The organism is Sphingomonas sp. Leaf208 (genome assembly GCF_001421415.1).
Classification (GTDB): domain Bacteria; phylum Pseudomonadota; class Alphaproteobacteria; order Sphingomonadales; family Sphingomonadaceae; genus Sphingomonas.
The window spans coordinates 338,377-360,965 of sequence record NZ_LMKH01000023.1 but is presented as its reverse complement, the minus strand read 5'-3'; the positions used below and the strand labels follow the sequence as shown (position 1 = coordinate 360,965).

20 protein-coding genes and 1 tRNA gene are annotated in these 22,589 nt (G+C 64.5%); 7 read left to right on the top strand and 14 right to left on the bottom strand.

Going from position 1 to position 22,589, the window contains the following annotated elements; genetic code table 11:
* Window positions 1-162: 162 nt before the first annotated feature.
* Window positions 163-3,543: a TonB-dependent receptor gene (locus ASE69_RS11635; RefSeq protein ID WP_056486583.1), complete on the top strand. Its 3,381-nt coding sequence runs from the start codon at window positions 163-165 to the stop codon at window positions 3,541-3,543.
* 188 nt (window positions 3,544-3,731) lie between these two features.
* Window positions 3,732-4,625, top strand: coding sequence for a glutathione-dependent disulfide-bond oxidoreductase (gene yghU / locus ASE69_RS11630; protein WP_056486581.1), 894 nt, complete (start codon window positions 3,732-3,734; stop codon window positions 4,623-4,625).
* Window positions 4,626-5,006: 381 nt separating this feature from the next.
* Here the strand turns inward: yghU and ASE69_RS11625 are convergent.
* Both ASE69_RS11625 and ASE69_RS11620 read right to left on the bottom strand, forming a co-directional pair.
* Window positions 5,007-5,081, bottom strand: a tRNA-Glu gene (locus tag ASE69_RS11625).
* An 84-nt stretch (window positions 5,082-5,165) separates the two neighbouring features.
* Complete coding sequence (locus ASE69_RS11620; RefSeq protein WP_056486578.1) at window positions 5,166-6,539, bottom strand: class II 3-deoxy-7-phosphoheptulonate synthase; 1,374 nt, start codon at window positions 6,537-6,539, stop codon at window positions 5,166-5,168.
* 204 nt (window positions 6,540-6,743) lie between these two features.
* On the opposite strand from ASE69_RS11620, the gene ASE69_RS22425 reads away from it, so the two are divergent.
* Window positions 6,744-6,908, top strand: coding sequence for a hypothetical protein (locus tag ASE69_RS22425; protein ID WP_162236723.1), 165 nt, complete (start codon window positions 6,744-6,746; stop codon window positions 6,906-6,908).
* Here ASE69_RS22425 and ASE69_RS11615 read toward each other — a convergent pair.
* Both ASE69_RS11615 and cysS read right to left on the bottom strand, forming a co-directional pair.
* Window positions 6,902-7,840: a D-2-hydroxyacid dehydrogenase gene (locus ASE69_RS11615; protein ID WP_056486575.1), complete on the bottom strand. Its 939-nt coding sequence runs from the start codon at window positions 7,838-7,840 to the stop codon at window positions 6,902-6,904. The genes ASE69_RS22425 and ASE69_RS11615 overlap by 7 nt on opposite strands.
* Before the next feature lie 242 nt (window positions 7,841-8,082).
* Window positions 8,083-9,516: a cysteine--tRNA ligase gene (cysS, locus tag ASE69_RS11610; RefSeq protein WP_056486573.1), complete on the bottom strand. Its 1,434-nt coding sequence runs from the start codon at window positions 9,514-9,516 to the stop codon at window positions 8,083-8,085.
* A 177-nt stretch (window positions 9,517-9,693) separates the two neighbouring features.
* Between cysS and rpsU the strand changes: the two genes are divergently transcribed.
* Both rpsU and ASE69_RS11600 read left to right on the top strand, forming a co-directional pair.
* Complete coding sequence (gene rpsU / locus ASE69_RS11605) at window positions 9,694-9,900, top strand: 30S ribosomal protein S21 (RefSeq protein ID WP_055878578.1); 207 nt, start codon at window positions 9,694-9,696, stop codon at window positions 9,898-9,900.
* A gap of 125 nt (window positions 9,901-10,025) precedes the next feature.
* Window positions 10,026-10,622 carry an FKBP-type peptidyl-prolyl cis-trans isomerase gene (locus ASE69_RS11600; protein WP_056486570.1) on the top strand — a complete coding sequence of 199 codons (597 nt, stop codon included), beginning with the start codon at window positions 10,026-10,028 and terminating at the stop codon, window positions 10,620-10,622.
* A 606-nt stretch (window positions 10,623-11,228) separates the two neighbouring features.
* Here the strand turns inward: ASE69_RS11600 and ASE69_RS11595 are convergent.
* Entirely contained in the window at window positions 11,229-11,462 is a 234-nt protein-coding gene (locus ASE69_RS11595; RefSeq protein WP_176501462.1) for a hypothetical protein, read from the bottom strand.
* 199 nt (window positions 11,463-11,661) lie between these two features.
* On the bottom strand, window positions 11,662-12,456 hold the full coding sequence (locus ASE69_RS11590) for a metallophosphoesterase family protein (RefSeq protein WP_056486567.1): 795 nt from the start codon (window positions 12,454-12,456) through the stop codon (window positions 11,662-11,664).
* Between the two features lie 205 nt (window positions 12,457-12,661).
* Here ASE69_RS11590 and ASE69_RS11585 point away from each other — a divergent pair, with 205 nt between their 5' ends.
* Complete coding sequence (locus ASE69_RS11585; protein ID WP_235518554.1) at window positions 12,662-13,681, top strand: M48 family metallopeptidase; 1,020 nt, start codon at window positions 12,662-12,664, stop codon at window positions 13,679-13,681.
* Here ASE69_RS11585 and wecC read toward each other — a convergent pair.
* On the bottom strand, window positions 13,638-14,957 hold the full coding sequence (wecC, locus tag ASE69_RS11580; RefSeq protein WP_056486561.1) for a UDP-N-acetyl-D-mannosamine dehydrogenase: 1,320 nt from the start codon (window positions 14,955-14,957) through the stop codon (window positions 13,638-13,640). The genes ASE69_RS11585 and wecC overlap by 44 nt on opposite strands.
* Entirely contained in the window at window positions 14,941-16,065 is a 1,125-nt protein-coding gene (gene wecB / locus ASE69_RS11575; RefSeq protein WP_056486558.1) for a non-hydrolyzing UDP-N-acetylglucosamine 2-epimerase, read from the bottom strand. The genes wecC and wecB overlap by 17 nt, the downstream gene beginning before the upstream one ends.
* 109 nt (window positions 16,066-16,174) lie before the next feature.
* On the opposite strand from wecB, the gene galU reads away from it, so the two are divergent.
* Window positions 16,175-17,047 (top strand): UTP--glucose-1-phosphate uridylyltransferase GalU, encoded by an 873-nt coding sequence (galU, locus tag ASE69_RS11570; RefSeq protein ID WP_056486555.1) that lies wholly within the window; start codon window positions 16,175-16,177, stop codon window positions 17,045-17,047.
* 24 nt (window positions 17,048-17,071) lie between these two features.
* Here the strand turns inward: galU and ASE69_RS11565 are convergent, their stop codons facing one another.
* From ASE69_RS11565 to ASE69_RS11540, 6 genes are all read right to left on the bottom strand, one after another.
* Window positions 17,072-18,478 (bottom strand): exopolysaccharide biosynthesis polyprenyl glycosylphosphotransferase, encoded by a 1,407-nt coding sequence (locus tag ASE69_RS11565; protein ID WP_082453075.1) that lies wholly within the window; start codon window positions 18,476-18,478, stop codon window positions 17,072-17,074.
* A 148-nt stretch (window positions 18,479-18,626) separates the two neighbouring features.
* Window positions 18,627-19,394: a HesA/MoeB/ThiF family protein gene (locus ASE69_RS11560; RefSeq protein ID WP_056486549.1), complete on the bottom strand. Its 768-nt coding sequence runs from the start codon at window positions 19,392-19,394 to the stop codon at window positions 18,627-18,629.
* Entirely contained in the window at window positions 19,391-19,816 is a 426-nt protein-coding gene (locus ASE69_RS11555) for a hypothetical protein (RefSeq protein WP_056486546.1), read from the bottom strand. Before ASE69_RS11555 ends, ASE69_RS11560 begins: the two co-directional genes overlap by 4 nt.
* The gene (gene dut / locus ASE69_RS11550) at window positions 19,813-20,250 is read right to left on the bottom strand and encodes a dUTP diphosphatase (protein WP_056486543.1); all 438 of its coding nucleotides are present in this window, start codon (window positions 20,248-20,250) and stop codon (window positions 19,813-19,815) included. The genes ASE69_RS11555 and dut overlap by 4 nt, the downstream gene beginning before the upstream one ends.
* Window positions 20,247-21,434, bottom strand: coding sequence for a bifunctional phosphopantothenoylcysteine decarboxylase/phosphopantothenate--cysteine ligase CoaBC (coaBC, locus tag ASE69_RS11545; RefSeq protein WP_056486540.1), 1,188 nt, complete (start codon window positions 21,432-21,434; stop codon window positions 20,247-20,249). Before coaBC ends, dut begins: the two co-directional genes overlap by 4 nt.
* A 10-nt stretch (window positions 21,435-21,444) precedes the next feature.
* Window positions 21,445-22,587, bottom strand: a complete 1,143-nt coding sequence (locus tag ASE69_RS11540; protein WP_056486537.1) for a hypothetical protein — start codon at window positions 22,585-22,587, stop codon at window positions 21,445-21,447.
* Window positions 22,588-22,589: the final 2 nt, after the last annotated feature.

The following is a 22,589-nucleotide window of genomic DNA, read 5'->3' as shown; positions in this document are numbered from 1 at the left end:
GGCACCCATCGCCAAACCTCATCCCCTCTGTGTTGTATCAAAGACACGACTTGCTCATTTCCAAGCGTTCTTAACCTTTTATGTAGCTGTTACATTCGGATGACGCTACCTCGCCCAACAGATAAAGCGCGCCAAAGAATGATAGCGCTATCTATAAAGGGGATGCAGAACGTCATGGCCACTGCGAATATCTTAGTTGCGTCGACTCGTATTGGTGCGCTGAAAGGCGGGGCATCGTTGATCGCGCTGTGCCTGGCCGCGGCACCGCAGGTGCTGCATGCCCAGCAAGCAGGCACCCTTCCTTCACAGAGCACGCCGACCCCGGCGGCGCTCGGCCGTACCGCACCTTCAGATCGGGCTGCAGCGGCGAGCGTCGGCGCCTCCTCGTCCGGGCAGGCACAGCCCTCCGCAAACGCGCAGGTTCCGTCGGGTGGCGCCGTGCCGACGCAGGCCGAGCAGTCGACTGCGACCCCTCAGGACGAGGCCGCCAACCAGGACATCGTGGTCACCGGCATTCGTCGCAGCCTGCAGAGCGCGCAGGCGATCAAGAAGAATTCAGAAGTCGTCGTAGACTCGATTTCGGCCGAGGATATCGGTGCACTGCCGGACCGTTCGGTCACCGAAGCATTGCAGCGCGTTCCCGGCGTGTCGATCAGCCACTTCTCGGCCGGCGTCGACCCGGATCATTTCTCGACCGAAGGGTCGGGCGTGGTCGTGCGCGGCCTGACCTACACACGGTCCGAGATCAACGGACGCGATTCGTTCAGTGCGAATAACGGTCGTGGCCTGTCGTTCGCCGACGTGCCGTCGGAACTGCTCGGCGGCGTCGACGTGTTCAAGAGCCCGTCGGCGGACATGATCGAGGGGGGCATTGCCGGCACGGTCAATCTGCGAACTCGCCTGCCGTTCGATTCGACGGGCTTGACGCTCGGCGGCACGCTCGAAAACAACTACGGCGATTTCGTCAAGAAGTCGGCGCCGACCGTCTCAGTCCTTGCCAGCGATCGCTGGCACACCGGTATCGGCCAATTCGGCCTGCTCGGCAGCTTCGTGCGGTCTCAGGTTCGCTCGCGCGCGGACAGTGTGCAGATCTCGAACTGGGGTCAGCGCGTCCTGACGGCATCGGGTGACCTGTTGCAGCCGCTTGGCGCGAACAACGTCCCGAATGTGGGGACGACCGTGTACGTGCCCCGCGGCGCGGCGATCCGCAGCCAGGAATTCAACCGTACGCGGTACGGCTATTCGGCCGCTGGCCAGTGGCGCAGCAACGACGAGAAGATGACGGCGACTGCGCAGTTCCTGCGGTCGGATTCGCGCGAGGCGTGGACCGAGAACTCGATCGAAGTCGCGACCGACAACGTGCTGGCAGCGGGCGATTCGCAGCCGTTTCCGGGGACCAGCTTCGCTTATGACGACGACAATGCGTTCACCAGTGGCCTCATCACCGGTCCGAACGGCTATCGCGCCGATCAGGGTGGCGACATGCGTACGCCGACCAATGGCTTGCAGAGCAACAACATCGCGCGCGGCAACACGGCACGTTACATCACCAACGACGCCAGCTTCAACTTCAAGTGGCAGCCGACGACTCGTCTGGGCGTAACCGTCGACTACCAGCACGTCTGGTCGAAGGTTAACGTTACGGATCTTACCGTATGGGGGACGACCTACCAGAATGCCGACATTCGATTGAACGGCAGCGACCCGGCCTATGTGAACTTCATTCCCGTCACCAACGGCGCCAACAACTACCAGAATGCGGCGCATCCGAGCTACGCAGACCCGTATAACAACTTCTACCGGTCTGCGATGGACCATATCGAGGACAGCAAGGGTAACGAAGACGCCGCGCGCATCGATCTGGACTATTCGTTCCCGGAAGAGAGCTGGCTGACGTCGATCCGCGCCGGCTATCGCTTCTCCGATCGCCAGAACGAAGCGCGGTCGACGGCGTATAACTGGGGCGTGTTGAGCGAGATCTGGGGCGGCGGCGATGGCAGCACGACCGCACCGGGATCGACCGGCGGACCGGTGTGGTTCGACCGCCCGATCGATGGCAATCCGACGACGCGCGACGCGGGTGCGCTGGGGCCGCAACAGGCCTTCACCTACGACAATTTCTTCCGTGGGCAGGCCAATGACGCGTCCAACGGTGGCCGTGTATTTTATCCAGGCAGCCAGCTTCAGGATTACAGCGCCGCGGTCCAGCAGATCAGCCAGATCGGACGCGAATGGCGCAACTTCACGTCGACCAATTCGGGCGCCGATGGTTGGGTGCCACTTGCCCAGCGTACGGGTGCGATCGCCGGGACGCCTTTCCTACCGGGCGAGGTCAATCCGGTGAGCGAGCGCAACAACGCCGCCTATGCCGAAGTCCGCTTTGGCAACGACCTGTCGAACGGGTGGAACCTCAGCGGCAACGTCGGCGTGCGGTATACCAAGACGCGGCGCGTCTCGTCGGGTTTCTTCTCGTTCCCGAACCAGTCGTTCAATTGCGTTGCGCCCACGGACGGCACCGCGATCTCGCGGTTCTGCGCCTTGCCGGACGCAACACGGGCGGCGGCCGCAGCGTTCCAGAACGGCAATCTCGTGCCCAACAACGCCAAGCTGACCTATGACTACTTCCTGCCCAGCTTCAACGTGAAGCTGGCGGTTGGCGGAGGTCTCCAGTTCCGTGCCGCGTTCAACAAGAGCGTAGCACCGCCCGATTTTGGCCAGACCCGGTCGTTCTACAATGTCGGCCTGACGACCAGCGATCAGACGATCTTATTCAACGGCGGTCCGGTGGCGATCTTCGACGTCGGCAACCCGAACCTCAAGCCGGTCCGTGCCGACAATTACGATCTGACTGCGGAATGGTATTTCTCAAGCGTAGGTCAACTGACCTTCTCGGCGTTCGCGAAGAACCTGTACGGTGTGCAGTCGGTCGGGACACAGCGCCTGTCGTTCACCAACAATGGCTCGACGTTCGATGCGATCGTCACCACGCCGCTAAACTCGGCGGATACGGGCAAGGTGCGCGGGTTCGAGGTCGGCTATCAACAGACGTACGGCTTCCTGCCGTCGGTGCTCGGCGGCCTCGGGCTTTCGGCCAACTTCACCTATGTGCACTCGACGGGTGTGTCGCAACAACAGCTGGACCCGAACGATCCGAACATCGCGGCGGGCTTCATCTCCTCTGTGGATACCGGGAAACTGCCGTTGCAGGGGTTGTCGAAGTACCAGTTCAACATCGGGCCGTTCTATCAGCGCAATGGCCTGGAACTGCGCGCTGCGTATAACTGGCGGTCACGGAACCTGTTGACGATCCGCGATGCGATCACGCCGTTCGCGCCGGTCTATGCGGAGTCATACGGGCAGCTCGACGCGTCGGTCTTCTACGCAATCACGCCGGCGGTGCGGATGGGCTTCCAGGGCGTGAACCTGACGAACTCGATCACGCGGACGTCGTACGTGATCAACGACGACCTGCTGACGCGGCCTCGCAACTGGTTCATCAACGATCGCCGCTTCACCTTCTCGATTCGCGTCGCGATCAAGTAAGGCGAAAAACCGGCCGACTATCTGGTGGGCCTGATATACTTCCTTGGGGCGTCCCGGTCATACGGGGCGCCCCTCGTTGCGTCAGCGGCTGAGCGCAAAGCTACTCGATAGGCGTACTCCGCACTTGCGTCACATTCCGCAACGGCTCACGGCGCCGACAAGGAATAACCCCTATGCGGAGAATCCTAATGACCGAGACCGCCGATTACACGCCGCCGAAAATCTGGACCTGGAACAAGGAGAGCGGGGGCAGGTTCGCCAGCATCAACCGCCCGATCGCCGGCGCTACGCACGACAAGGAACTGCCGGTAGGTAAGCATCCGCTGCAGCTCTATTCGCTGGCGACGCCCAACGGGGTGAAGGTGACGGTGATGCTCGAGGAGCTTCTCGCTGCTGGTCATACGGGTGCCGAATATGACGCCTGGCTCATCAAGATCATGGACGGCGACCAGTTCGGCAGCGGCTTCGTCGAGGCCAACCCGAACTCGAAAATTCCGGCACTGGTCGATCGCAGTGGTGAAAGCCCGATCCGGGTCTTCGAGTCCGGCTCGATTCTTGTCTATCTCGCCGAGAAATTCGGTGCGTTCCTGCCCACCGATGGCGCCAAGCGCGCCGAGGTGCTCTCGTGGCTGTTCTGGCAGATGGGGGCGGGGCCGATGCTCGGCGGCGGGTTCGGGCATTTCTACGCGTACGCGCCGGTAAAGATCGAATATGCGATCGACCGCTTCGCGATGGAGGTGAAGCGGCAGCTCGACGTTCTCGACCGACGCTTGGGCGAAAGCGAGTATCTCGGCGGCGACGAGTATTCGATCGCCGACATGGCGGTGTGGCCTTGGTACGGTGCTCTGGTGAAGGGGCTCGTCTACGACGCCGCGGAGTTCCTTCAGGTAAACGACTACAAGAACGTTCTCCGCTGGACCGACCTGATCGCCGCACGGCCCGCAGTAGCGCGTGGGCGGATGGTCAACCGCGTGATGGGTGATCCTTCCAGTCAGCTACCCGAGCGCCACGACGCGGGCGATTTCGATACGCGGACGCAGGACAAGCTCGACGTCGCGGCGGCTGACAACGCGGCGAGGTAACGCTTCCTCAGAGGCGCTGAGCGGTCGATACTAGGTCACCGCCTTCGAGACGTACTCAGCTCGACCCGAATCGATGCCTCCCCCGGCATCGATTCGGACCGGTTTTGCTTAGCCGTCTGCCGTGTCCTGAATGACGTGCCGCGCGGTCAGACGTCGCCCTCGATCGCCGCGGCGGTGTGGCTTCCAATGATGGCGCGCAGGCGGCCGGTCTATACTGTTGCAGCGGTGAGACGCGGGCCATCGATCAACCGGTTTCCCCACTCGACACGAAAACGTTTCGTTTGGAAATGCGCGTCGACAAGTATCGACGGGAAAGGGGAAAACCCTGATGCTCGCGCGGAAAATGAATGTCGCTGATCGCTTCCGTCACGAAGCGGAAGCTGGTGACCCCTACGAGAATCGAACTCGTGCTTACGCCGTGAGAGGGCGTCGTCCTAACCGCTAGACGAAGGGGCCGTTAGCAGAAGCGGGCGTCTACGGAATGGGGTGGCGGGCGTCAAGACAGTTGCCGAACATTCTTGAACGCCCGCAGCATTTTCTTCAGGCGGCGACCTTCTTCCGCTCGGCCATTTCCTCATTGAGCATCTCGGCCAGCAGGAAGGCGAGCTCAAGGCTCTGGCTGGCGTTGAGGCGCGGGTCGCAGTGCGTGTGGTAGCGATCGGCCAGCGATTGCTCGGTCACGTCGACCGCGCCGCCGGTGCACTCCGTCACATTCTGGCCGGTCATCTCGGCGTGGATGCCGCCGGCGTGCGTGCCTTCCGCGCGGTGGACCGCGAAGAAGCCGCGGACTTCGGCGAGAATGCGGTCGAACGGCCGCGTCTTGTAGCCGTTGGCGGCCTTGACGACGTTGCCGTGCATCGGGTCGCAGCTCCACACCACCGGGTGGCCCTCGCGCGTAACGGCACGGACGAGGCGGGGCAGGTTCGCCTCAATCTTGTCGTAGCCATAGCGCGTGATCAGCGTCATCCTGCCGGGTACGCGGCCGGGATTGAGCGTGTCGAGCATCCGCAGCAGCGCGTCGGGCTCCAGGCTCGGGCCGCACTTGATGCCGATCGGGTTGCCGATGCCGCGGAGGTACTCGACATGGCTGGAGCCCTCGAAGCGCGTGCGATCGCCGATCCACAGGAAATGCGCGCTGGTGTCGTACCAGTCGCCGGTCAGCGAATCCTGCCGAGTCAGCGCTTGCTCGTACTGGAGCAGCAGTGCCTCGTGGCTGGTGTAGAAATGCGTCTGCGCGAGCTGCGGCACGGTCTCTGGGTCGATCCCGCAGGCTGCCATGAACTCGAGCGCCTCGCCGATCCGGTCCGCCGTCTCTGCGTATTTCTTCGACCAGGGGCTGCGGCCCATAAAGTCGTGCGTCCAGCGATGGACCTGATGCAGGTTCGCGTATCCTCCCTGTGCGAACGCGCGCAGCAGGTTGAGCGTCGCCGCCGACTGCGAATAGGCGCGAATCATCCGCTGCGGATCGGGCGCGCGCGATTCCGCAGTGAAGGCGATGTCGTTGACGTTGTCGCCGCGGTACGAGGGCAGCTCGACACCGCCGATCGTCTCGGTATCGGTCGAGCGCGGCTTGGCGAACTGGCCCGCCATGCGGCCTAGCTTCACGACCGGGAGCTTCGACGCGAAGGTTAGGACGACCGCCATCTGCAGGATAACCCGGAACGTGTCGCGGATGTTGTTCGCGCTATGCTCGGCAAAGGACTCGGCGCAGTCGCCGCCCTGCAGCAGGAACGCCTTGCCGGCTGCGACTTCGGCGAGCGACGCGGTCAGGTTGCGCGCCTCGCCAGCGAAGACAAGCGGCGGGAACGTGGCCAGCTGATCGGTCGCGGCGGTCAGCGCTGCGGCGTCGGGATAGGTGGGGAGCTGTCGTGCTTCGTGACGCGTCCAGCTGTCGGGGGCCCAGTTCGCGGCCATATCATGTCGTCCGATTGGTGAATTGTAACGATGGCAATGCGCGAAAACGCCTTTTTGCGCAACGAAGTAAAGCTTGGCCGGCAGCGGCGAAATGCTGCACAGGTCGGTTCAACCGGATGTGGTGGCTAAATCCATTCATCCCGGATTAAAAAATATATGGCGTCTTCGCTGTCCAATCGGCATGGTCCCCACATGGACATGCCAATGCGTATCATCATCGCACTTTCGATTATCGGCGGGGGCATCTTGGTCGGCGTACCGATCCTGATCATGTACTCGCGTCGTCGCCGCGCCGACAAACTTCGTCGCCGCGGAATCAAGAGCTACAATCGCAGCCCCCGCCCGGCCACGACCCAGACCGGTCAGTAACCCGCGTCGAGATCGGCGACGTTCTTCATCGGGCGACCGGCGAGGAACGCCGCGAGGTTGTCGAGGAACAGCGTCGCCCCGCGAGCGAACATCGTCGTCTGGCTACGGCCCGACAGGTGCATCGTGACGATCGCGTTAGGCGTCGACCAAAGCGGATGATCCGCGGGCAGGGGCTCTGGGCTGGTCGGATCGAGCACGGCGCCGGCAATCGTCCCGTCGGTCAATGCCGCGATCAGCGCATCGTCGTCGATCATGTCGCCGCGCGCGATGTTGATCAGCCAGGCGGACGGCTTCATCCGGTGTAACTCTTCGCGGCCGATCATCGCGTGCGTCGCGTCGGTCGAGGGCGCGGCGAGGATGACCCACTCGAACGCGTCGAGCCGATCGCGCCAAGCGTCGGGCGTGACCGTGCCATCGCGGCCGGTGCGCGTGACGCCGGTGACCTCGACCCCGAACGCGGTCAAGCGATCGCCGATCATCTTGCCGATCGTGCCATAGCCAATGACAAGTGCCTTGGTTCCGGCGAGTTCGATCTTGCCGGGCGCGTCCTTCAACCACTCATGACGGTCCTGTGCGCGGACGACGGTATCGAAGCGCTTGGCGGCGACGAGCACCGCCATCACCGCATATTCGGCGACCGCGACGGCGTTGATGCCGGCGCCGTTGGTCAAAGTGACGCCGTTCTCACGCAGTGTGTCGAGCGGGAACGCGTCGAGCCCGGCATAGATCGTCGAGACCCATTTGAGGTTGGGCCCGGCATGGCGGATCGCGTCGGCGACGAGTTCGGTCGGCTGCATGTCCACCCAGGCGATATCCGCGTCTGCGATCATCGCGTTGGCTTCGTCCGGCTTGGCGAACCAGGCGACGTCTAGGTCCGCGGGCAGATGCGGTTCGAGGAGCGGGCGGGCGGCGGCTGGGAGGACGGCTTTCATAGTGCGAACATCGGCGTGCGGCGGGGCATGTCAAGTTATGCCGGGCCCAGCGACGGATCGGTCCCGCGTTCCCTGCACTAACACGCTGCCACAATGGTCTCGTCATCTCCGCGCAGGCGGGGATCCATATGCTCAAAGGCTCGCGATCTAACCGTGAGGCTTGCCAGTATGGGTTCCCGCCTCCGCGGGAATGACGATTAAATTTTCCCTGCGGCCTTAGTTCTTGGACCTGTATGGCGTGTTCACACCACTGCGATCTTCCAGTCCCAACCTAGCAAATCGCCATCCATCACCTCGACTCCCGCGGCGGCGAGTTCGTCGCGGATCGCGTCCGATCGCCCGAAGTCCTTCGCAGCGCGTGAATCGCGGCGATCCGCCAGCCGTGCGGCGATCATGTCCTCGTCGATCGTCGCCGTGATCGGCCGGATCCGCAGGTCCTCGCGGCTGATCGTCGCCAGGTCCAGCCCCAGTACCGCGTCGAAATCGTCCAGCGCAGCGACGCGGTCCGCAGGCGCGACCCGCTTGTCCGCGAGCAGTTCGTCGAGGATCGGCAGCGCGCGCGGCGTGGCGAGATCGTCCGAGACCGCCTCCTCCAGCCGGTCGGCATAGGCATGCGCGCTACCCGACGGGCCGCCGGGTTCGCGAGCGCGCAACGTCTCGACCGCTTGGACCATGCGCTTCAAGCGGATCGCCGCCGCGGCCAGATTCTCCCACGAGAATTCCAGCTCGCTCCGATAATGCGCCTGCAGGCACATCAGTCGGTAGGCGAGGGGGTGGAAACCGCGGTCGACGATCGTCTGCATCGTCGTGAACTGGCCGGTCGACTTCGACATCTTGCCCGCGCGCTCGACCAGGAAGTTGTTGTGCATCCAGACGCTTGCGCCGGTATCCGCGCAATCGCAGTGCGCCTGGTTTTGCGCGATCTCGTTGGGATGGTGGATCTCGCGGTGGTCGATCCCGCCGGTGTGGATGTCGAAATGCGCGCCGAGATAATGCTTGCTCATCACCGAGCATTCGAGATGCCAGCCGGGCGCCCCGCGACCCCAGGGCGAATCCCATTCCATCTGGCGGTTCTCGCCGGGCGCGGAGGTACGCCAGATCGCGAAGTCCTGTGGGTTGCGCTTGCCGGCGACCGGTTCGATCCGGCTTTCTATGTCGTCGTTGCCGGCTCGTGCGAGGCGGCCATAGTCCGGGACGGTCGCCACATCAAAGTACAGCCCACTGTCTAGCAAGTAGCAATGCTTCGGAGCGATCTGTTCGGCGAACGCGATCATCTCGTCGATATGATCCGTCGCGACGGCCCAACGCGCCGGCGGCACGATGTTGAGGCGCGCGACGTCGCGTTTGAACACGTCGGTATAATAGGCCGCGATCTCCCAGATCGAGCGCCCTTGCGCGGCGGCGGCCTTCTCCATCTTGTCGTCACCGACATCGGCGTCGGAGGTCAGGTGGCCGACATCGGTGATGTTGATGATGTGGGTCGTCGGCCACCCCTTCCACCGCAGCACGCGACCCAGCGTGTCTGCGAACAGGAAGGCGCGCATGTTGCCGATATGCTGGTAATTATAGACGGTCGGCCCGCATGTGTAGAGCCCGACATCGGTCGGATCGATCGGCTGGAACGTCTCGAGCTGGCGCGAGAGGCTGTTATACAGTGTCAGGGGGATACGGGTCATGGGCTGCTCTTAGCGCTGCATGGGCCTTCCCGCAAAGGCGCTCACATGTCGGGCAGACCCGCCGGAATACGTGGTTTGGCTTGAAACGACGGCGCTCCGCTGATAGGGGCCCCAGTTCATGCGGCGCGGACCTGTTCGCGACGGCAAAAATCTATTCGTCCGGAGCTTATCGGGTTTATGCAGATCATCGTACGCGACAACAACGTCGACCAGGCCCTTCGCGCGCTTAAGAAGAAGCTGCAGCGCGAGGGCGTGTATCGCGAGATGAAGCTGCGCCGGCATTACGAAAAGCCGTCCGAGAAGCGCGCACGCGAGCGTGCAGCTGCGATCCGTCGCTCGCGCAAGCTCGACCGCAAGCGCGCAGAGCGCGACGGCGCACGCTAAGATTTGTCGGCCGTACCCGGCGAGCGGGTGGGTCGATAGTTCGGGGTGTCGTGATCGGCACCCCAATTGCTTTCCAACGGCACGCGCGGCGCTCCGGCGTGACCAGATGACCGGGGCCTGATCCGATGTCGACCGTCACCGCAGTGCCGCTGCAGCCAACCAAGCGCAGCTACCTCGTCTACCTATGGGTCGGTATCGCGCTCGCGCTGATCGCCGCGGTTGCGCTGGCGCGTCAGGGTGATGATCCCCTGGCCCGCAATGCGCGCGCGCGGGGCGTGGTCGTTACCGCATCCGGCCTGCAGTACAAGGTGATCGCCCCCGGCAAGCCCGGTGCGGCCAAGCCGACCGACGCCGACGTCGCGCTGGTGAATTACGAGGGCAAGCTGCTCAACGGCACGACCTTCGACAAGTCGCAGCAGCCGACGCCGATGCCCGTCACCGGCGTGGTCCCCGGTTTCTCCGAGGCGCTGAAGCTGATGCCGAAGGGGTCAAAGTACCGCTTCTGGATGAAGCCAGCGCTTGGCTATGGCGACAAGGCTAACGGTCCGATCCCAGCGAATTCGACGCTCGTGTTCGACGTCGAGTTGCTCGACTTCCTGCCGCAGAGCGTGGTCCAGCAGATGCAGGCGCAGGCGCAGATGGGTCGCGGCGCTCCCGGTGGCATGCCAGGCGGTGCGCCGGGCGGCATGCCCGGTGGCACGCAGACGCCGCCGTCTCAGTAAGTGATGGTGGGGTATGGGTCTGAACCCGTACCGCGCCATGATATTGGCTTTGCAACGCGTCTCGCTTCATTGCGAGGCGCGTTTTGCGTTGAGGCGATGCGTCGCGCTAATTATGCGTGAACTTGCTCGGTCGGCCAGCGGGGCAAGCCGTCTGCCGATAAGAAGGCTGGCCTGATTCCGTAGAGGATCGGCCGCCCTAGGGGTGCGAGGCTTCCGCAGGGGAGGGTGGCGCAGAGGGACTCGGGCTAACCTGCCCGGCAATCGCGTGCTGCAAGGTCGGTGAGTTCAGTCGTCCTTCGGATGACTAGCGCGGCGATACCCTATTGCAGGTATTGTTTCGGCGCCCGACGCTAGGGCCGATGCCATCTCATGCTCAGCCATTCTGAGAAAGCGCGGATTTTAGTCCACTTTGCACGGAATGGCGCAGCCGCAGCCTACCGGACGTCTTTGGCCATCGACGGTATTGGAGCTGACCGGAAGCTGAGTTGTGCACGTGACACGGCAGCACATTGTGCTTCTGCACGCGCTGGCCCGCCTGTCCTCAGAACGGCAGGCAAAAAAATAGCGGCCCGAAGACCGCTATTTCTCGAACTAAAGTCGTAAGACTTAGTTGCTGTCCGAATCGTCGTCGTTGTCTGCAACGATAACGATACCGGCGATAACTGCAGCTGCTGCGAGAACCGCAACGATGATGCCGCCGCCAGCGAGCTCGTTCTTGTCAGCCGAAACCGAACCCGAACGGACCGAATGTGCAACCGACAGATTTGCCGGTGCTGCCATGGCCGGAGCAACTGCCATCGTGGCTGCTGCTGCGGTCAGGAGATACTTCCCAAGACGCATGATGAACTCCCTTTGTGCTCGTCGCGGCAGGCAATGGCATATAACCTTACCCAACGCAACTAAGGCCCTTTGTAACAACGCGAAGAGGATCGCACTGTTGCGGCAGTGCAACACACACTTCCGCTGTTTCTCTATAGCGGAGGCGCGCCACGAAGAAAGCGTTCGCGTGCAAACCGCATGATATTCGCGGTGAGACGCGTCAGTTCGTCTTCGGTCCGATCGCGGTGCCGGTCTGGAGCGCCCAAGTTTCCGCGCCTTCCATGCCCAGCGCGGTCAGCCGGCCTGATGCATAGGCGCCGGTGTCGATGCCGATTCGGTGTCCGCGTCGTTCGATCTCGTCGGTCATGGTGTGGCCGTGGACGATCGTCTTTTCCAACGTCGAGCGATGATCGAGGAAGGGATCGCGAATCCATCGCAGGTCCGACGTGCGCTGCAGGTCGAGCGGTGTATCGGGACGTACGCCTGCATGGACGAACGCGTAGTCGCCGATCACGATCATGTCCTCGAACTTGCGCAAGAACTCGCGGTGTTCGTCTGGAACGAGCGTTTCGAGGCGTTGCACCAGCTCTTCATAGTCGAGCCGCTCATATTCCGCGGCCTCCATGCCGTAGCTCAGCACGGTCTCGCGCCCGCCGATGCGGCAGAACAACCGGAGTGCCTTGGGTTCGCCGTCGAGCGCACCGAGGAAGATCTCCTCGTGATTGCCGAGCAGGAAGCGGACGTCGGGGCGGTCGGGGCGGGCATGCACCAGCCCGCGCAACCGATCGATCACTGCCGCCGAGGCGGGGCCCCGGTCGACGATGTCGCCGAGGAATATCAAGGTCGTTTCCGCTGCACCGCGGTCGCGCTCGTCGGCCTCCATCAACCCGATCAATTCGTCGAGCAGGTCGGCGCGGCCGTGAATGTCGCCCACGGCATAGACGCGGCGACCGGGAGGAACCTGCGGTTGAGTCGGCTTGGCAACGCTACGGGACTTGAAAAGCTTTGAAATCATGCTGCAATCGATGTGGGGAGGAAGATGTACGGAACCTGATCGAACGCGTCACTCGAACGCGCGGGCGCATGCGATCGCATAGGATGTTCCGGCAGGCGTCGCAACGCATCGCCGTGTCAGGGCGCAACGCATCGCCGCGATAGGGCGCGCTAGGCTTGCGGTCGTGCAGCATGACGCAGGGGCGCACGACGGCTATGGGAACGCCATGTCGATGATTTCCCGCCTCGCGCCGTTCCTGATGCTCACGGCCGCTGCGCCTGCAGCTTTGCCTGCCGAACCGATGCCCGTGGCCGATACGGCGCCCTCGGCTGCGTTCTTCGACACGTTGCGCGCTGCCGATCTCCGGCTGGCGACGATCGCGTATCGGCTGACCACGGCGAACGCCGCACTGTGTGACCGCCTCCAGCCGCAGATCGGCATGCCGATCCACGCGCTGACGCAATATGGCCCAGGCGCGCGCAAGGCCGCGGCGGCCACCTTCGGGTTCGAATCCACGATCGGTGTCGAGGCGGTCGTCGCCGGCGGTCCAGCCGACCGCGCGGGGGTTCGTCCCAACGACTCGATAATAGCGATCGACGATCGACCACAACCGGGCTTGCCGTCCGCCGATGCGTCCGAAAGTGCGGCGGCACGCGACGCGGCGGAGGCGGTCATCACCGAGGCGCCGGTGGGAAAGCCGTTGCGACTGACGGTGCTGCGCGATGGCAAGCGCCTGCCGATCACGATCACCCCGGTGACCGGATGCCGGTCGCGGTTCGAGATACTGCTGGGCAGTGGCCTCGATGCGAGCGCGGACGGGGCGATCGTGCAACTCGGTGAGCGGTTCTTCGAAGGCTATACCGACGAGGAGATCGCCGTCGTCGTCGCGCATGAACTGTCGCACAACATCCTGCGTCACCGCGCCCGGCTCGATGCGGCGAAGATCAATCGCGGCCTGCTGGCGGAACTCGGTCGCAACGGCCGCCTGATCCGCGAGACCGAGGATCAGGCGGATCTGCTCGGCATCTACCTGCTTGCGAACGCCGGTTACGACCCGATGTCGGCCCCGAATTTCTGGCGGAGCAAGGGTGGCGCGATCGACGGCGGGCTGTTCCGCAGCCGAACGCACGCCTCGTCCAAGGCACGCGCCGAAGCGCTGGAAGCCGCCGCGCGCGACATCGCCGCGACCCCGACGCGGCCGCTCATCCCGCCAGTCGTTGCGACTCGAAACGTGCCGTTGCGCTGACCGCAAACAGCGACGCGCGCGGCTGGTCCGGCCAGATACCGCGCGTGTCGAGCACCGCCTTGTCGGCGCGCTCCTCGAGGGGGATGGACTTGAACACGTCGTGGTCGACCAGGACGATCATGATCGAACACGTCTCGATCGCGGTATCGACGTCGATCAAAGTCGCGCCGGTATCCGCCAGCACGGCCGGCAGCGTCTGCGCATAAGGCTCGACGATCCGCACCCGGTCGCCGAACTGGCGCGCCACGGCCTCGGCGACCTTGAGGGCGGGGCTCTCGCGGAAGTCGTCGATGTTCGCCTTGAACGCCAGACCCAGGCACGCGACCGTTGCGCCCGGTGACGCCTCGACCAGCGCCGCGACCTGCGCGATGACGTGGTCGGTCTTGCCGTCATTGACCTCGCGCGCGGTACGGATCAGCGGGGTCTGGTCCGGGGCGGCGTGGACCAGGAACCAAGGGTCGACCGCGATGCAATGGCCGCCGACGCCTGGGCCTGGCTGCAGGATGTTGACGCGCGGATGGCGGTTGGCGAGGCGGATCACCTCCCAAACGTCGACGCCCATCGTGTCGGCGATCAGAGAAAGCTCGTTGGCGAACGCGATGTTGACGTCGCGAAACGCATTCTCGGTAAGCTTCGTCATTTCCGCCGCGCGCGCGGTCGTGGTCACGCAGGCGCCGCGGACGAAGCGGCGGTAGAAGGTCAAGGCCTTGCGCGCACACCGCGGCGTGATGCCCCCGATGACCCGGTCGTTGTCGATCAACTCGACCAAGATGCGGCCGGGCAGTACGCGCTCCGGGCAATAGGCGATCGCGACATCCGCCTGGTCGCCGGTCTTGCCCGGTACGCGCAGGTCGGGGCGCAGGCTTGCCAGCAGGTCGCGGACCTTCTCCGTCGTGCCGACCGGCGAGGTCGATTCGAGGATGATCGTATCGCCCGCCTTCAGCACGCCCGCGATCGTCGTCGCGGCGTCGAGGACATAGCGGATATTGGGTGCGTGATCGGCGTCGAATGGCGTCGGCACCGCGATCACGAACACGTCGGCGGGCTCGATCGCGGTCGAGGCGCGCAACGTGCCGCGTGCGACGACGCCCGAGACGAGGCCGTCCAGATCGACTTCCTCGATGTGCACGCGGCCGGAATTGACCGTCTCCACGACCGATTCGGTCACGTCGACGCCTAGCACTTGAGCGCCCGTCCGCGCGATGATTGCGGCGGTGGGAAGGCCGATATAGCCGAGCCCGAGGACGACGACGTTGAGGTTAGAGTCCGACAGCATGCGCAACGACCTTTGCGATTTTGGCGGCGGCATGGCCATCCCCGAACGGGTTATGGGCGCGGGCCATCGCGGAGTAGCGCGACGTGTCGTCGAGCAGGGTGAAGATTTCGGAAACGATGCGATCCTCGTCGGTGCCGATCAGCCTAGCGGTGCCGGCCGCGACGCCCTCCGGACGCTCGGTGGTCTCGCGCATCACCAGGACCGGCTTGCCGAGCGCGGGTGCCTCCTCCTGTACGCCGCCCGAATCGGTCAGGACGATGTCCGCCATGCTTAGCGCGCGGACGAAGTGCGGGTAATCGAGCGGTTCGATCCGCGCGACGTTGGCGCGGGTGCCGAGGATGTCGTCCATCACCGATACGACGTTCGGGTTGGGGTGGACTGGGAACAGCACCGCGACGTCGCCGCGCGCCGCGATCCGGCCGATCGCCCGTGCGATCGCGGCCATGCCGTCGCCGAAATTTTCGCGGCGATGCGTCGTGACGAGGATGATCCGCTTGCCGGCAAAGCGCGTGGAGATTGCGTCCAGCCCGGCTGCGAGCGACGGGTCTGCCGCGACGCGGTCCGCGGTCCAGTGCAGCGCATCGATCACCGTGTTGCCCGTGACGTGGATCGTGTCCTCGGCGATCGTCTCGCGTCGCAACGCCTCCGCGGCGGTGTCGGTCGGCGCGAAATGCAGCGTGGCGATCGGCGCGACGATGCGACGGTTCACCTCCTCGGGCCAGGGGTGGTAGATGTCGCCCGACCGCAGCCCTGCCTCGACATGCGCGACCGGGACCTTGCGGTAATAGGCGGCAAGCGCCCCCGTCATCGCGGTCGCGGTATCGCCCTGCACGATGACGAGGTCGGGCTGCTCTGCATCCATGACCTCGCCGAGCCCGACCAGCAGCCGCGCAGTGAGGCGGTCGAGAGTCTGTCCCGGTTCCATCAGGTCGAGATCGATATCCGGCACGAGGTCGGCGATTGCGAGCACCTGATCGAGCAGCCCCCGGTGTTGCGCGGTGACGCAGGTGCGGACGGTCAGGCCGGGGATCGCAGCCAGCGCCCGGATCACCGGGAAGAGTTTGATCGCTTCGGGACGCGTGCCGAAGATGACGAGAACTTTGGGCATGATGCAGTCCCTAGATCAACGTCTTTAACGACGCGCTAATTCAATGCGACAATTTGCGCGCAGGCGTAACGATCGGTAGACGGTCCCGCGAGATCAAAGGGAGCATCGAATGACCATAAAGCCGCTGCGCAAGGCCGTGTTTCCGGTCGCAGGACTGGGTACGCGCTTCCTTCCGGCCACCAAGGCCATGCCGAAGGAAATGCTCACCGTCGTCGACAAACCGCTGATCCAGTACGCCGTCGAGGAGGCGCTCGAGGCAGGGATCGAGCAGATCATCTTCGTGACCGGGCGCGGCAAGGGCGCGCTCGAGGATCATTTCGACATCTCGTACGAGCTCGAGGATACGATGCGGTCGCGCGGCAAGTCGCTGGACGCGATCAGCAATATTCGGATGAAACCCGGTTCGCCGGTCTATGTCCGCCAGCAGGAGCCGCTCGGCCTGGGCCATGCGGTCTGGTGTGCGCGCGAGATCGTCGGCGACGAGCCGTTCGCGGTCCTGCTCCCCGACGAGCTGATGGTCGGCAAGCCCGGCTTCATGAAGCAGATGGTCGAGGCGTATAACCAGGTCGGCGGCAACGTGATCGGCGCGCTCGAAGTGCCCGATTCGGAAACCGACAAATACGGCATCATCTCGCCAGGCGCGATCGATGGGCGACTCACGGAAGTGACCGCACTCGTCGAAAAACCCAAGCGTGGCACCGCACCGTCGAATTTGATGATCCCGGGGCGCTACATCCTCCAGCCCGAGGTGATGCGGATCCTGGAAACGCAGGAAAAGGGTGCGGGCGACGAGATTCAACTGACCGACGCGATGGCGCAGTTGATCGGCAACCAGCCGTTCCACGGCTTCACGTTCGATGGCCAGCGCTATGACTGCGGCGACAAGGCTGGCTACATCCAGGCCAACCTGGCGATCGCTCTGACCCGCGACGACATCGGGCCAGTGGTTCGCGAGTTCGCGAAGAGTCTGCTTGCAGGCTGAACGATCAGCCCGCTCACCGGAACGTCAGAAGGCGTTCCGGTGCAGCAGGACGCGGAAGGTCAGGAGGATGATCTTGATGTCGCGCCAGATCGACCAATGCTCGAGATACTCCAGATCAGCCTGGAGCCGGTTGCGCAGATCGTCCTCGTACAGCGTCGCACCGCGATAGCCGCGAACCTGCGCAAGGCCGGTCAGGCCGGGCTTGGCCGCATGGCGATGCCAGTATCGCTGGTCGACTTCCCAGAACAGCTTGTCGGCCGCGCGCGAGCCAAGTGCGTGCGGGCGCGGGCCGACGATGCTCATGTCGCCCTTGAGGACGTTCAGCAGCTGCGGCAGTTCGTCGATGCTGGTACTGCGGATGATCTTGCCGACGCGCGTGATCCGATCGTCGTCGCGCGACGTCGAGCGCGCACCTGCGCCGTCGCTGTGGTCAACGCGCATGCTGCGGAACTTCATCAGGCGGAACATCTGGTTGCTGCGACCGATCCGGATCTGGCTGAAGAAGATCGGGCCGCGCGAATGGACCTTCACCGACAGCGCGATCAGGATCCAGATCGGCATGAGCGTCACCAGCGCGCAGCTAGCGAGTATCACGTCGAAGCTGCGTTTTACGAAGCGGTCGAACAGGACTAACGGACCATTGGCGATGATTACGGTCGGCGTGTCGCCGTGCGCGCTGATGCCGAGCGGCGCCAGCACGTTCAGTTCCGGCATGAAGATCTCGCTCTGGATGTTCGCGCCCTTCAAAGCCTGCGCCCAGGCGATCCGACGCTCCGGGCTGCACGCGACGATCACTCGGTCGGCGCCCGACAGCGATTGCGCGAGGCGGTCATACATCACGGGATCATGATGATCGGGATCGAAATAGGAGTCCGCGGCGATAACGACCGAGAAGTCCCCGCGCGGAATCGGCTGACCGGAATCGTACAGTAGGACGATGCTGAACGGATTCCCGCCGATGATCGCAGGCATGTGCCGGACGAACAGGAACCGTCCTAATGCCAAGGAAACAATGGCAAATGCCGAACCCATCGCGACGACAAGACGCGGGAAGGTATCGCTGGCCTTCAGACAGAACGCGATGAAGATGACTGCGGAGATCGCAAGCGCATAGGCCTGCAATCCTCGCGCTATCGAGCGGAAGGGGTCGCGAAGATTTGCGGCTGCATAGCTGTCGTTATTTAGCGTCGTAATAATGAAGACCGGGATCAACATCGCCAGGATTACGATCCAGGCTGTGTCGTTCGCGAATACCCCGCGCAGACCAGCCGCCGCCAGATAACTCGCAATAATGCAGCCGGTATCTACCGTCAGCATGCCGAGGATCAGGCGAACGCGTAGCGAGGACGCGCTTGGGCGCCAAGTCCGGGCAGGCTTCTTGCCGCGCGATGGCGCCATAGCACGGCTCAGAACGCCGCTCTCTACATTCATGAACTTGTCGGACGCACGCGCAGTCCCCCCTGCGCAAAGCGATACCGCGAAATGCCGCAATGCAAAAGAACTACTGTTCGTCGGGCACAAACCTTTAGTTGTTATTTTTCCAATTTGGTCAGCGTCGAAAACCAGAACTGCTACTAACTCACCGCGAAGTCCCGCTTTTGCCGCATGCCGTACACCCCGGATCCTTGGGCAGGCGAATCGTACGAAAGCGTAGCGCGAGCAGGTCGATCAGCAGCAATTTGCCGGCAGGATCGTCGCCGAACGGCGCGATTGCCCGGAGTACCTCGAGCGCAGCCAAGCTGCCGATCACGCCGGTGACAGGGCCGAGTACGCCGTCTTCTGCGCAGCTGGTCTCTGCGCGCTCGGGGTCTTCGCCGACGAAGCAGCGGTAGCACGGCTTGTCCGCTTCCCAACCGCGATAGGTTGCGAGCTGTCCCTCGAACTGCCCGACCGCAGCCGACACGAGCGGGACTTTCATGGCATGCGCGGCATCCGCGACCCGAAAGCGCGTCGTGAAATTGTCGCAGCCATCGAGCACCACGTCCGCGCCGGCTAGCAGCGCGGCGACGTTGTCGGCATCGATGCGTTGGCGGTACGTATCGACTGAAACGTGCGGGTTGATCCGGTTTACGGCGGCTGCCGCTGCGTCGACCTTGGCGATACCGGTATCTGCGGTCGTGAAGATCGTCTGGCGCTGAAGATTGGATGGTTCGACGGTGTCGTCGTCGATCAGGATTAGGCGACCGACTCCGGCGGCACCCAGATACTGGATCGCGGGTGAGCCGATTCCGCCTGCGCCGACGACCGCGACGGTCGCCGCCTTCAGCCGCGCCTGACCGGTGCCGCCGAATTCCTTCAGGACGATATGGCGCGCATACCGGGTGAGTTCGTCATCGGAGAGGATCATGCGCCCCAGGCGAACGTCATGCTGGTGCGGTACCAGGTGTCGGTGGCCGCATCGGCGACATCGATCGAATCGCGCGCGCCCAGGATCACCCCGGCGGCATATTGCTCGACCGTCGGGCAGTCTATCGCGCGCGGCGTCACCCGGCGGACTCGGCCGTCGGGCGTGATGAGCACGGCGAGGTCGACCGTCAGCGCCCAACCCTGCGCGGTCCGGACGACGTGGGTGCAGCGACCGGCGACGACTTCGCCGTGCACATACGCCGAAGTGTTGGCGAGCGTCGTCGCTTGGCCGCGGATGCGCAGCACCGGAAGCGTGCTCCAGTCCTGTGGCGGCAGTGTGCTGGCCACCGGCGCAGCCGCTGCGGCGGGAACCGGAACCGGCGGTGCCGCAACCTGGAGCAGAAGGAGGAGGGCCGTGATCATCGGCCGGTCGATCCGAAGCCGCCTGTGCCGCGGGAGGTGTCGTCGAGCACCGCGACTTCGTCGAGCGACGCGCGCAGGACGACTGCGGGGACGAGTTGCGCGATCCGGTCACCACGCGCGATCGCGAACGGTTCCCGGCCGAGGTTGGCAAGGATCACCTTAACTTCGCCGCGATAGTCGCTGTCGATCGTGCCCGGCGTGTTGAGGCAGGTGACGCCGTGCTTCAGCGCGAGACCGGAGCGTGGGCGAACCTGGACCTCATGGCCAGCGGGAATGGCGATCGCGAAGCCGGTCGCGACGGCGGCGCGCGCACCGGGGGCGAGCGTGAGTGCTTCGGCGGAGACGACGTCCATCCCGGCGGCACCTTCGGTAGCATAGGCAGGCAACGGTAGGCCCTCGCCGTGCGGCAGGCGCTTCAGTTCGATACGGATCATGACACGGCTTCTAGCGCATCGGCGATGCGGTTTGCCAGTCGTGCGGCGACCGCGTCCTTGGGCAGGCGCTCCCAACTCTCGACACCGGCTTCGGTGACGAGGTGGACGCTGTTGTCTGCGCCGCCCATCACGTCGCCCGAGACGTCGTTGGCGACGATCCAGTCCGCAGTCTTGCGAATACGCTTGGCGACGGCATGCTCGATCACGCGCTCGGTCTCCGCGGCGAACCCGATCAACAGGCGAGGGCGATGGGGACTGCGCGCCAAAGTCGCGATAATGTCGGGGTTTTCCGCGAGCGTTAGCGTCGGCGTGGCATCGCCCTTCTTGATCTTTTGCGGGACGGACTCGACGTGCCAGTCCGCGACCGCGGCGACCATGACGGCGGCGTCGGCGGGCAGCGCGCGGTCGACCGCGTCCGCCATCTCGCGCGCCGTCTCGACATCGACCCGGTCGACGCCCTGCGGTGTCGGCAGCGTCACGGGGCCCGCGACGAGCGTCACGCGTGCGCCGAGCCGTGCGAGTGCTGCAGCGATCGCGAAGCCCTGTTTGCCCGACGAACGGTTGGCGATGTAGCGGACCGGGTCGATCGGCTCGTGCGTCGGGCCGGCGGTGACGAGGACGTGGCAGCCCGCCAAACGCTTCGGTGGGGCGGGGGCGAGCATCGCCTCGACTGCGGCAACGATTGCGGGCGGCTCGGGCAGGCGGCCAGGACCATATTCGCCGCAGGCCATGATGCCCTCGTCCGGCGTCATCACCGTCACGCCATCGGCGCGAAGCTGTACGACGCTGCGGACGGTCGCGGCGTGGGTCCACATGCGAACGTTCATCGCCGGCGCGACCAGTACCGGTTTGTCGGTCGCGAGCAGTAGCGTCGTCGCGAGGTCGTTCGCCAGGCCTGCCGTCATCCGCGCCATCAGGTCCGCGGTCGCGGGCGCGACGACGATCAGGTCGGCCTCGCGGCTGAGCTGGATATGGCCCATCTCGGCTTCGTCCTTGAGGTCCCAGAGCGTCGTGTAGACCTTGTCCTCGCTGAGCGCGGCGAGCGTCATCGGCGTGACGAAATGATGCGCCGCCTCGGTCATAACGCAGCGTACCGCGTGGCCGCTCGTCCTGAGCAGGCGGATCAGTTCGGCGGCCTTGTAGGCGGCGATCCCGCCTCCGACGATCAGGAGGATGCGTTTCATGCTCGCAGCTCTAGCGGATAACGCGCGTGACCGTAATGCGCCGCGTATCGCTGGCGGCGGCGATCGTGTCGCGCAGGCCGTCCACCGCGAACACCAGCCCGACCAGCAGCACCGGCGTGGTCATCAGCGCCCAGTAGAAATTGTCGCTCCGCGCGAACAGCGAGATCAGCGCGGCATAGGCGGCGAACACGACCAGCGCGCGCGTCGCGACCGCATCGCGCCAAGCCAGCCAGCCGAACAGCGCGGTGCCAAGAACGAGCGAGGCGAGCCATTGCGGCAGGATGTCGAGCCCCGACGAGATCGTCGCAAGCCTGACGTAGAAGCCGAACCCCTCAAGCCCGCTCCACCCCTGCGACACGCGGTCGAGCGGACCGCTGACCAGCGACACCGCATGCGCGTGGGCGGCTAAGACGACCGCGAAGATCCCTATCGCCCCGAGCCACCCCAGCGTCTCGCGCCGCTCGCCCTCGACCCACGCGAACACCGCCATGATCGCGACGTACAGCAATGCCGTCTCGCGGATCAGCATCGCCGACAGCCCGAACGCGACCGCGGGTAGCCAGTGGCCTGGACGGCGCAACGCCAGCGATAGCGCGATCAACGGCCCCGCCCAGACCTCGTGGAACACCACGAAGCTGGGATCGAGGTTCACGGAAAGCCCGGCGACGACCAGCAAGCCAGCCACACCGAGCGGCACCAGGCCGGTCATTTCCGGACGAAGCCGCGCGACCCAGGCAAGGATCGTTCCGACGCACAATGCCAACAGCAGCAGGTTCACCAGTATCGAGGGCAACGCTGCTTGAACGACCGCCAAGGTCGGCAGCCGAACCGCAAAGAACGGCTTCAGCGGATAATGCCCCATACGCTGCGTCTCGGCGGCGACGGCGTAATAGGGCGAACCGCCGCGCACGCTGGCGACGATCGTATCGTACAGCAGCAGGTCCGTCCGTCCAGGTGGCGGGGCATCGTATGCAATGGAGGTTGAGGCGCCCACGTCGACGCTAGGCCGCGGGCCGGGCGAGACCATCGCGCTGAGGCAGGCCGCCAGGAATACCAGGAACAGCACGAGCCCGATCCGCGCCTGCGCCGACGGCATGCCCGCGAACCGGGTCGCGCGGGTCGTCCATAACGGAGCGCCGCGACGCGTCTTCATGC